Source organism: Phaeobacter sp. JH20_37, from assembly GCF_048056015.1.
Lineage (GTDB): Bacteria > Pseudomonadota > Alphaproteobacteria > Rhodobacterales > Rhodobacteraceae > Phaeobacter > Phaeobacter bryozoorum.
On record NZ_JAYMWW010000010.1, the window covers coordinates 1 to 10,899 of the forward strand.

Consider the following 10,899-nt stretch of genomic DNA (forward strand, 5'->3'; position numbering starts at 1 on the left):
ACGTGGGCGTAGTGACGGCCTTCGGTCTCATATTCCACGTGCGCGGTCGAGATGGTGATGCCGCGGGCTTTCTCTTCAGGTGCGCCGTCGATCTGGTCGTAGGCTTTGAAGTCACCGAAATACTTGGTGATCGCTGCGGTCAGCGTGGTCTTGCCGTGGTCAACGTGGCCGATGGTGCCGATGTTGACGTGCGGTTTTGTACGTTCAAACTTTTCCTTAGCCATGAGAGGCCTCCTTTTCGTGTTGAGAAGGGCACGCGCCGTGGCGCGAACCCCTCAATATCTGTTCGCTTAAGCGAATTTTGCCTGGATCTCGTCAGAGATGTTCTGCGGAACCGGATCGTAATGATCGAACTGCATGGTGAACTGGGCGCGGCCCGAGCTCATCGAACGCAGGGTGTTGATGTAGCCGAACATGTTCGCCAGCGGCACAAATGCGTCGATCGCAATTGCGTTGCCGCGGGGTTCCTGGCCGGTCACCTGACCACGACGCGAGGTCAAATCGCCGATGATGCCACCGGTGTAGTCCTCAGGTGTGATAACTTCCACCTTCATGATCGGTTCCAGCATCTTGGCGCCAGCTTTGCGCATGCCTTCACGCATACACATACGTGCTGCGATTTCGAAGGCCAGAACGCTGGAGTCAACGTCGTGGAACTTACCGTCGATCAGGGCAACCTTGAAGTCGATCACGGGGAAGCCGGCCAGCGGGCCGCTATCCATGACGGACTGGATGCCTTTTTCAACACCGGGGACGTATTCCTTGGGAACGGCACCACCAACGATGCGGCTCTCGAAGGAGTAGCCTTCGCCCGGCTCTGTCGGCGAGATGATCATCTTCACCTCGGCGAACTGACCCGAACCACCCGACTGTTTCTTGTGGGTGTAGGTGTGCTCGACCTCGTGACCGATGGTCTCGCGGTAGGCAACCTGCGGCGCACCGATGTTGGCTTCGACCTTGAACTCACGCTTCAGACGGTCAACCAGGATGTCCAGGTGAAGTTCGCCCATGCCCTTCATGATGGTCTGACCGGACTCGATGTCGGTCTCCACGCGGAAGGACGGATCTTCGGCAGCCAGACGCTGCAGACCCTGGGACATTTTCTCCTGGTCGGCCTTGGTTTTCGGCTCAACCGCGATCTCGATCACCGGATCGGGGAAGGTCATGGTTTCCAGAACCACCGGATCGTTGACGGCGCAGAGCGTGTCACCGGTTGTGGTGTCTTTCAGACCTGCCAGCGCGATGATGTCGCCTGCAAACGCTTCCGTGATTTCCTCACGGTCGTTGGAGTGCATCATCATCATCCGGCCGACGCGTTCTTTCTTGCCCTTGGTGGAGTTCAGAAGCGTGTCGCCCTTGGCCAAGGTACCGGAGTAAACCCGGGTGAAAGTCAGCGAGCCGACGAAGGGGTCGTTCATGATTTTGAACGCCAGACCCGAGAACGCCATCTCGTCGTCCGCACGGCGGGCGATGTCACGGGTTTCGGTTTCGTCACCGGGTTTGAAGCCCATGTAATCAACAACGTCCAGCGGGCTGGGCAGATAGTCGATCACAGCGTTCAACAGCGGCTGAACGCCTTTGTTCTTGAATGCGGAGCCGCCGAGAACCGGAACGAATGCCAGGGCCAGAGTACCCTTGCGCAGCAGTTTGCGCAGGGTCGGGACGTCGGGCTCTTCGCCTTCCAGATAGGCTTCCATGGCGTCGTCGTCCATTTCGACGGCCGCTTCGATCATCTTGCCGCGCCATTCTTCGGCCATGTCTTTCAGGCTGTCACGGATCGGTGCTTTAATCCACGACGCGCCAAGGTCTTCACCCTGCCACAGCCATTCTTCCATGTTGACGAGGTCAACCAGGCCTTCCAGCTCGGTTTCTGCGCCGATCGGAATACCAACCGGAACCGCGCGGGCGCCGGTGCGGTCTTCGATCATGTTGACGCAGTTGAAGAAGTCAGCGCCGATCTTGTCCATCTTGTTGACGAACACCATACGCGGAACCTTGTAGCGGTCAGCCTGACGCCACACGGTTTCGGTCTGGGGTTCAACACCGGCGTTGGCGTCCAGAACACAGACAGCACCGTCGAGAACCGCCAGCGAACGCTCAACTTCGATGGTGAAGTCAACGTGGCCGGGGGTGTCGATGATGTTCAGGCGGTGCTTCGGAGAGTCAGCGGTCTGACCATCTTCGGTGCGTTCCCAGAAGGTGGTGGTCGCAGCCGAGGTGATGGTGATCCCGCGTTCCTGCTCCTGCTCCATCCAGTCCATGGTGGCTGCACCATCGTGCACCTCACCAATGTTGTGGGATTTGCCGGTGTAATACAGGATACGCTCGGAGCAGGTGGTTTTACCTGCGTCGATGTGCGCCATGATACCGAAGTTACGGTATAGGTTGAGCGGATATTCGCGTGCCATAGGTCTAGGTCCCCTAGCTTACCAGCGATAATGGGAGAAGGCTTTGTTAGCCTCTGCCATCTTGTGGGTGTCTTCGCGCTTCTTCACGGCGGTACCGCGGGACTGTACAGCGTCCAGCAGCTCACCGGCGAGGCGTTCTTCCATGGTGTTTTCGTTGCGAGCGCGGGCGGCTTTGATCAGCCAGCGGATCGCCAGGGCTTCGCGGCGCTCGGGGCGCACTTCGACGGGCACCTGGTAGGTGGCACCACCCACACGACGCGAGCGCACTTCGACGGAAGGCTTCACGTTGTCCAGGGCTTCGTGGAAAACTTCCACGGGGGCACGTTTGATTTTCGATTCAACGCGGTCGAATGCGTTGTAAACGATGCTTTCTGCGACCGATTTTTTACCATCGATCATCAGGTTGTTCATGAATTTGGTCAGAACGCGGTCGCCAAACTTGGCGTCGGGCAGAACTTCGCGTTTTTCAGCAGCGTGACGGCGAGACATTTATCAATATCCTTCTTATTTAGGACGCTTCGCGCCGTACTTCGAACGGCGTTGCTTACGGTCTTTGACGCCCTGGGTATCCAGAACACCACGCAGGATGTGGTAACGGACACCGGGAAGGTCTTTTACACGGCCGCCACGGATCAGAACCACGGAGTGTTCCTGAAGGTTGTGGCTTTCACCGGGGATGTAGGAGATCACTTCGAAACCGTTGGTCAGGCGGACCTTCGCAACTTTCCGCATAGCGGAGTTCGGTTTCTTCGGTGTGGTGGTATACACACGGGTGCAGACGCCGCGTTTTTGCGGGCACTGTTCCAGGTGCATGGACTTAGAGCGTTTTACTTTCGGCTGCCGCGGCTTGCGGATCAGCTGTTGGATCGTTGGCATTCCGGTTTTTTCCCCGTCTCAACAACACATGTGTCATGCACGTCCTTGAACGTACGGCTAAATTCGTCGCACTTACGCGTCCGCAAGCGCAAAAACCGCAATCGTTTCCATTCCGAGGTAAACGACGCGGTGGGTTTACAGAGGATCCGCGCAAATAGGCGCACGAGATCTTGAGCCACTTAGATTTTGATATCGGCTTTTGGGGCGACCCCCGGTTGCCGGATAGGCGGGCGTATATGGGGAGTCGCGGGGGATGTCAACAGCGGCTCCCCCGGCCGCATCGGCGTGGCGTCTGCGCGCGTCGGCGGCCGGACAGCGCCGCTGGCCTACAGCTTGCCCGTACAACCTGCGCGGTGCATAGTGCGCCGCGACAGGCGGACCCTCATGAGAGGCCGCAGGCGCGAGGGTCTACAGCGATGCAGGTCATAGGTCTATGCCGTTTTTCCTATCCCGCCATTGGTGGGTTTCAGGTCGAACATGACACGCTTGATGAGCGGATCGCCTATCTCTATGCCCAGGCCCGGCTGAAGGAACGGTTTGACCTGCTGGAACGGGTCGCCCTGCCCTGTCTGCGTGCCCAGACCGATCAGGACTTCACGCTGGTGATTGTGATTGGCGAGAGCCTGCCAGCGCCACATCTGGCACGGCTGCGCGATCTGACGGCGGATATGCCGCAGGTGCAGATCCGTGCCTTGCCCCCCGGCAACCACCGGCAGGTCATGAAGGAGGTTCTGAATACCGCCCGCAATGACCTGAGCGCGCCCTGCCTGCAATTCCGTCATGACGATGATGATGCGGTCTCGGTGGATTTTGTCGAGCGGCTGCGCCAGACCGCTGGCCAGTGTCAGGGTCTGATCGCACAGAACCAGACGGTTGCGATTGATTTCTGCAAGGGCTTCACCGCGCGCTTCGCGTCGGACGGGATCTATGCGGCAGAGGGGTACCGGCCCTATTTTGTTGCGGCGATGGGCATGTATGTGGCCGGCAATTGCAAGCAGAGCATCATGAATTTTGCCCATCACAAGATTGCGCGTTTCATGCCCAGCATCACGATACCGGATGCGCCGATGTTTGTGCGCACGCTCAACGCCTATAATGACTCCCGTCAGAAAGGCGCCAGAGAACCGGAGCTGAGCCGCCTCACCCCAGCGCAGGAAGGCGAATTCGAAGCGCGCTTTGCAATCCGGGCCTGACGCGTCTACTCGGGCGGTGACAGGGGCGTGCTGGCGCGGCGGCGGGGGCGTTCCCGCAGCAGGCTGAAAACACCGGCAGCCACGACGATGGCCGCCCCCAGCAGGGTGAGCGCATCCGGCCAGCTGTCAAACATCAGCCAGCCAAGCAGCAGGGCCCAGAGCAGCCCGGTGTAGCGAAAGGGCGAAACCGCCGCCACATCACCAACCCGCATGACCATCACCGAGAACAGATAGCCGACGAAGATGCAGCCGGCTGCAAAAAGCAGGATAAACGTGGTCGTCAGGGTCAGCGGCTGCCAGTCCTCCTGCAAGCCAAGCACAAGACCGAACAGCAGGACCGACAGCGCCGCCATCAAGCTGACCGTCAGCGAGGGCACCGCCGCCGACATCCGGCGGGTAAAGAGATCACGCGCGGTGATACAAAGAACCGCTGCAAGGGCGTAGCCGGTGCCGCTATCAAAGCCCTCCGGTCCCGGGCGCACGATCAGCAGCATTCCGATAAAACCCGCGCCAATCGCTGCGGCCCGACGCCAGCCGACCTGTTCCCCAAAGAGCAGCACCGCGGCGAGGGTCACGGTCAACGGCAGCATCTGCAAAATGGCCGTCACATTGGCGATGGGCAGGGTCAACAGGGCGCTGAGAAAGAAATAGGTGGTGGCCACCTCAGTCAGGCTGCGGCCTGCGACAAGCCCCCAATCCCGGCGGCTCAGCGACAGGCGCAGGCTGCCATAAGCGCGGGCAAGCGCGTAGATCAGCAGGCTGACCGCAATGCCGCGCACCACCAGGATCTGCGAGAGCGGCAGGCTCTGCCCCGCGAGTTTGACCATCCCGTCATTGATCGTGAAACCCGCCATGCTGCCAATCATCAGCAGCGCGCCCAGCTGGTTTCCGGTCAGCCGGGACATCACGGCAGCACAGCTCGCAGCTGGTCCGGCGTCATCGCAAAGTGGCGGTCAAGTGCTGCGGCGATCTCGGCCTCGGACATCTTGTGGGTGATCCCCATCTGCGCAGGTCTGGATTTATTGTCACAATGAATGGTGCGTAAGAAACCCGGCGTCGAGATATCCGACACCACGTTCCAGTGCTGCGCGTAGCGGCGGTGATTGTAGCGGTAGGGATTGCCGCCATATCCGACAGGTGCCACAAGCGCGGCCCCCACCGAGAGCGGCGCCTTTTCGCAGGCATCGAAGATCTCGTCCTGCACGCCCTCCGGCCCCTCGCGGCGGCGCAGGTAGATGCCGCGATTGTTGGCAAGGATAAAGGGGGTGCTCTCTCCCTGTAGCGGGATCATCCCGGTGGCGAGGCGCCGATTGCGGGCGATGTAATCGAGATCCACCGCATCGTCGTCATCCAGACGGAACATCAGGCGATGGGTCGCCCCCTCTGTTGGGACGGCGTTATAGCCCTGCTTCAGCATCTTGTAATGCACGCCGGGCCCCACCGGCATCAGCGTGATATTGTCGGCGGGTTCCAGCAGACGCGACAGGCGTTCCAGATAGGGCTCGGGCATATCTTCAGCCGTGAGGACGATCAGGTGAAATCCCTGATCGCTCTGGCGCAGGAGAGAGCGCAGGCAGAGCCGCTCAAACACCCGGAACCTGAGTTCCATCCGGTCTGGTGCGAAAAGATGAGCCGCCGTATCGGCAAGGGTCGCGAATTTCTCGGAATAATAGGTCGGGGTCAGCACGGAGAAACGCACAAGGCCAACGATGCTGAGTCTGATATCCATTCTGCGCTGTCCTGTTTCGGCCCGACGGGGCACTTCGTCATCCGCAGCAAGAGACCATTCCCGGCGCAAATTGGGAAGATCCTAAATCACGCGAACCGCGCGGTCGGCCCGCAAACGAAGCCGTCGCAACGCAAAACGAGATGTCCGCAAATCGCGTTGGTCCGCTTGGAGCCCATATCTACTGGTGCTGCAATCAGCTCGAACGGCCGCATCGCTATTTTGCTGCGAATTTCGACTGCGAAAGCCGGTTGCCCCGTGTTTCAGGTGCGGACATATTGGGACGCCGCGTCCTGGGCCGCTGAATAATCCCAGGCCGTACCGTTTGCCTTCATTGCATCATTGACCACCTGTTTCATGGCAAGCCGGTCCCAGACGTCGGATTTGATTTTCTCCAGATCGAAATAGCCGCCGGTGATTTCGCGGTTCAACCTGGCTTCGATTTCGGTATAACCGGGATCGCCTGCCAGGTTGTTCCATTCACCGGGATCTTTTGCCACGTTGTACAGCTGCGGCGCTGAGCCGTGGCAGTAATGATATTTCCAGTCGCCCAGCCGCACCATAAAGCTGGGGCGCATGATCCCTTCGCCGTGGTATTCGGAAATCACTGGAATGACATCAAGACCGGCCCCGTGAATAGCTGGCAGCAGGGACCGGCCTTCCAGCCGCCGCACCGGTTCCTGCCCGGCGATATCAATCAGGGTTGCGGGCAGATCCAGCAAGGAAACCGGTGTGCCGATTTGCCGGGGCTCAGCCCCCGGAATGTCTATGAACATCGGGATCCGGGCGGACCATTCATATAGGCCCCTTTTCTGGATCATGCCCTTTTCCCCCAGCATTTCACCGTGATCCGATGTGACGATGACGATCGTTTCTTCGCGCAGGCCGCTGTCTTCGAGAACCTCCAGAAGCTCGCCGATTTTGTCGTCTACATAATGGGCCAAGGCGGCAAAGCCGCGGCGCATCGCAATCAGGTTTGCCGGATCGCGGATCTCATCGCCCCGGATATGCAGCCCGTGCCAGCGGCGCAAAGCGAGATCATAGTCAGAATACCTGGCATCCATGTCATCAGGATAGTCAGGCAGCGGGATATCTACATCCTTGTACCTCTCCCAGTACTTCTTGGGGACCTTGTAGGGCGGATGGGGGTTGGTAAAAGAGACTGTCAGCAGCCAGGGATTGCCCGGGGCGTTGCGCAGAAACTCCAGCGATTTGAAATGGGTCTCTTCGTCATATTGAAGCTCCTTCGACCAACCCGGCCCGATGTTTTCGGCCAGGTATTGCGGGGTGAAGTCAAACGCCTTGAAGTTCGGATCGTTTTCCGGAGGCAGCGGGTAGGACCAGATGAACCCCGACGGATAAACGTCCGTATTCAGGCGGCGCTGGAACCCGTGCAGCTGATCGGCGCCTATGAAGTGCATTTTCCCCGATAGAACCGTCTCATACCCGGCATTGGCCAGATAATGCGCAAAGGTCGGGATGAAACTGTGATAGGGGTCGCCATTGTCGTAACAGCCGGTGGTCGAGGTATAGAGCCCGGTCATGAAACAGGACCGCGCGGGCACGCAGATCGGGCTGGGCGTATAGGCATTGGTGAAATTGGCCGAACGCCGGGCCAGCGCGGTCATGTTTGCCGTCCTCGCGCCGGTGCCGCCGCATGCCTCAAGCATGAAGGGCGTCATCTGATCGGCCATGATCAGCAGGATGTTCGGTTGCTTTGTCTTGGTCATGCAGAGGTCTCGCAGGGGCTGGTTGAGAAATCGGGAAAGAGATCCGGGGACAGAACGCCCGAAATGTGGCTGCACAAAAAACGCGCGTTGTCGCGGCGCATGGCGGATAGGATCCGGCTGCGGCTTGCCTTCAGCGCGGCCGCATCCGCCCAGACGGGGCACAGGGCGGGGTTGTCAATCTCGGCCCGCACATGAAACAGATCTGCCAGAAAAAACAGAACCTCACTTTTTGAGGAGATGCGGGCCACGCAATGGCCCTCGGTTTCGCCCGGGGCCTGGATCAGGCTGATTTCTTCCGGCAGGGGAACGGCGCTTTCGCCAAAGTCAAGCAATCCGCGCCGGTATAGCATTTCAAGCGGCGCAGGGTCGGCGGCATCGCCATCGGCCCGTTGCGCTTCAGGTGTCAGCGTGCCGCCGGCCCAGTCTTGCGGCGGCAGAACATGCCGCGCCGTTGGGAAGGCAGGTTCATTGCCGGGGCCGGCCACACCGCAGAAATGGTCGTGATGCCCATGTGTCAAAAGGATATGGGTGATACCCCCCGGGGAAATTCCGGCCTCCTCCAGGCTCTGCCCGATGCTGCCGCCTGCAGATCCGGTTTCCGAGTAGCACCGGGGATCGCAGGCATCGATCAGAACCGAAATGCCAGACCCGCCGACATGCAGGCAGTTCACCGGCAGCCGTGTTTCGCCGCCCGCACCAGCCAGCGAACCCGGCGGAAACCAGCCGCGCAGATCGTCAAAGATTTCACCCAGGGGCAGGACCGTCACGCTGAGCGCTCCAACCTGGATCCTGTGCATAGGCCAGCCTGTCATCCCTTGGCTGCCGCACGGAATTTCCGGGCATATTCGCCACGGTTTTTCACAAACCATAACGGTTGCCCGGGCTGCCACCAAAGCTTACCCAGGGCGTTGTCCGGATAGCTGGCCGCAAAGAACGCCTGATCCTCCGGCGGCAGCACCTCTCGTGCACCCTTTGCCGCCGGGTTGGCCCCAAAGGCTGAGGCATACAATGCAGAACCGCTTGGAGTGTTGACCCAGGAAATCCAGTCCTGCGCGGGGCCCGGGTCAGCCCTGGCGCTCAGGACAAAATTCTGCAGGTAGCAGTTTGCGCCCTCCGCCGGGGCGGCAAAGGCAAATAGCATTCCCTGCCGCGTCAGGGCCGCTATTGTCGTGTCCCAACTGTAGCCGATCACGCACCCGCCGGATCGGAACGCGTCAATGCCCTCCTCTTCGCTGAACCAAAACCGGGCAACATGGTCGGCGTGCCCGGAAAGAAAGGCGCCGATGACATCGTAATTGGCGATCATCCGGTCCTCAAACGCATAGGAATCGTCAAACGGGAACGGCAGCTTGCCGGCGCCTTCGAGCGCCCGCCCGGCGGCGACAAAGGCCGTGTCCTCGCGCAGGGTCAAGCGCCCGGCAAAAACAGGGTCAAACAGCGCCATCAGGCTGGCCTCTGCCCCGACAAGCGGCGCCTTGCTTGTGTGATGCCCGATGCCGGCCCCGCCCCAGAGATTGGGTGAGCCATAGCGCTTGCCCCGGATGATCGTATGGGCATCGGCATGAAAGGCCGGGTCAATCCGCCCGTATCCGGCCCGGTCCTCATCCAGCGGGGCGATCAGCCCGCTGTCAAGCCAGCTGGCCAGCCTGTCGGTGGTCGGGCAGGCGATATCGAAATCTTCGGTTTGCGCCGACGCGTGCATCTCATCCTGATTGCGAACTCCCCGGAAAGTAACCGCAATTCCGGTGTCGCTGGTGAAGCTGTCAAACACTTTGCCCAGCCCCGCATCATACCCTTGCCAGCCCAGAATGTTCAGCATGGTTCCCCCGCTCCAATCACCGTCTGGCAGCAGATTTGCATGGCCGCAGGCTTCAAAAATACAGTATCCTGCCAAAATGATATGGAATACCGCCAATGCCTCCTAAGAAGCTCGCAGTCTTTGCCGTTCACACCGGGTTTTCACTTTTTGGCTACGGAATCGCGCGTGACTTGATCCGCATGGCCAATGACACCGGCAGCAACGTACAGGTCGACGTGGCTACCGCTGCCTCCAACTCGGGTCCGGTGCGCAGTTCCTGCGGTGCGGTGGTCCTCGCTGATCACGGCTGGCCGGTGATTTCACGGGCCGATTATGTGTTCGTCTGTTCGTCCCGTGATCCGGGTTCGGAAGGCGCCCCAGCGGCCCTTCTGGCCGGTCTGCGGGAATGCCACTGCCATGGCGGCTGGGTCATTGGCCTTGGCACCAGTATCTTCGCCCTGGGCCAGGCGGGATTGCTGGCGGGCAGGCGGGCTGTGGCACATCCGGCGCAGCTTCCAGCACTGGAAACTGCGTTTGCCGAAACCTGTTTCACATTCCGGCCCTTTCTGATCGACCAGCGGATTGCAACCTGTGTCGGCGGAGATGCGGTGACAGACCTGATGCTTGAGCTGCTGTCGCAGGCCTTCGACCCTGCAATCGCCGAGAATGTCCGCAGGCATGTGCTGCTCAAACCTGAGCGTTCGGAAACCTTTGCTGCATCCATTGGACTAAAAGGTTCGCTGGAAAGTCTCGACCCGCGGCTCGCCCGCTATATTCAGCTGGTCGAGCAGACCCTCTCAGCCCCAAGGCCCCTGGATGAGATATGCGCCGCAATCGCCCTCTCCAGCCGGACGCTTTCACGGCTGACCCGCGCTGCGTTCAACTGCGCCCCGGGCGAGCTGTCCGCCCGGATCCGGCTGAGCTACGCTGCCAGCCTGCTGAAGTCTTCGTCCAGGAGCTTGCCGGATATCGCGGAAGCAAGCGGCTACCGAAGCACCCCCCATTTCTCAAAAGCCTTCAATGCGCATTTTAGAATGAGGCCGGGGAAGTACCGGACACTCCAAAAGCAGCCACTGGAGCAAAAAGAATGAATGGCAGAAAAGTCCGCAGAGCGGGCCAACATGGTTTGCGGACATCTCCAAGAAAAAGCCCCCCGCAACATCGGTTG

Annotated in this window: 11 protein-coding genes; 2 read left to right on the top strand and 9 right to left on the bottom strand. The window is 60.0% G+C overall.

Going from position 1 to position 10,899, the window contains the following annotated elements; genetic code table 11:
• From VWZ87_RS03585 to rpsL, 4 genes are all read right to left on the bottom strand, one after another.
• The coding region (locus tag VWZ87_RS03585; RefSeq protein WP_416534629.1) for a GTP-binding protein at nt 1-224 on the bottom strand (224 nt) is incomplete at its 3' end.
• A gap of 66 nt (nt 225-290) precedes the next feature.
• Nucleotides 291-2,408 (bottom strand): elongation factor G, encoded by a 2,118-nt coding sequence (gene fusA / locus VWZ87_RS03590; protein ID WP_416534713.1) that lies wholly within the window; start codon nt 2,406-2,408, stop codon nt 291-293.
• Nucleotides 2,409-2,426: 18 nt separating this feature from the next.
• Nucleotides 2,427-2,897 carry a 30S ribosomal protein S7 gene (rpsG, locus tag VWZ87_RS03595; RefSeq protein ID WP_014876015.1) on the bottom strand — a complete coding sequence of 157 codons (471 nt, stop codon included), beginning with the start codon at nt 2,895-2,897 and terminating at the stop codon, nt 2,427-2,429.
• 15 nt (nt 2,898-2,912) lie between these two features.
• On the bottom strand, nt 2,913-3,284 hold the full coding sequence (rpsL, locus tag VWZ87_RS03600) for a 30S ribosomal protein S12 (RefSeq protein ID WP_005621086.1): 372 nt from the start codon (nt 3,282-3,284) through the stop codon (nt 2,913-2,915).
• Nucleotides 3,285-3,700: 416 nt separating this feature from the next.
• Here rpsL and VWZ87_RS03605 point away from each other — a divergent pair, with 416 nt between their 5' ends.
• Nucleotides 3,701-4,477 (top strand): putative rhamnosyl transferase, encoded by a 777-nt coding sequence (locus tag VWZ87_RS03605; RefSeq protein WP_416534714.1) that lies wholly within the window; start codon nt 3,701-3,703, stop codon nt 4,475-4,477.
• Nucleotides 4,478-4,482: 5 nt separating this feature from the next.
• Here VWZ87_RS03605 and VWZ87_RS03610 read toward each other — a convergent pair whose 3' ends face one another.
• The 5 genes from VWZ87_RS03610 to VWZ87_RS03630 form a co-directional block, all read right to left on the bottom strand.
• Nucleotides 4,483-5,385 (bottom strand): DMT family transporter, encoded by a 903-nt coding sequence (locus tag VWZ87_RS03610; protein ID WP_416534715.1) that lies wholly within the window; start codon nt 5,383-5,385, stop codon nt 4,483-4,485.
• Entirely contained in the window at nt 5,382-6,206 is an 825-nt protein-coding gene (locus VWZ87_RS03615; protein WP_416534716.1) for a glycosyltransferase, read from the bottom strand. Before VWZ87_RS03615 ends, VWZ87_RS03610 begins: the two co-directional genes overlap by 4 nt.
• A 260-nt stretch (nt 6,207-6,466) precedes the next feature.
• Nucleotides 6,467-7,933, bottom strand: a complete 1,467-nt coding sequence (locus tag VWZ87_RS03620) for a sulfatase-like hydrolase/transferase (RefSeq protein ID WP_416534717.1) — start codon at nt 7,931-7,933, stop codon at nt 6,467-6,469.
• Entirely contained in the window at nt 7,930-8,700 is a 771-nt protein-coding gene (locus VWZ87_RS03625) for an MBL fold metallo-hydrolase (protein WP_416534718.1), read from the bottom strand. The genes VWZ87_RS03620 and VWZ87_RS03625 overlap by 4 nt, the downstream gene beginning before the upstream one ends.
• Nucleotides 8,701-8,741: 41 nt before the next feature.
• Nucleotides 8,742-9,752 carry an extracellular solute-binding protein gene (locus tag VWZ87_RS03630; protein ID WP_416534719.1) on the bottom strand — a complete coding sequence of 337 codons (1,011 nt, stop codon included), beginning with the start codon at nt 9,750-9,752 and terminating at the stop codon, nt 8,742-8,744.
• A 95-nt stretch (nt 9,753-9,847) separates the two neighbouring features.
• Here VWZ87_RS03630 and VWZ87_RS03635 point away from each other — a divergent pair, with 95 nt between their 5' ends.
• Nucleotides 9,848-10,822: a GlxA family transcriptional regulator gene (locus tag VWZ87_RS03635; RefSeq protein WP_416534720.1), complete on the top strand. Its 975-nt coding sequence runs from the start codon at nt 9,848-9,850 to the stop codon at nt 10,820-10,822.
• Nucleotides 10,823-10,899: the final 77 nt, after the last annotated feature.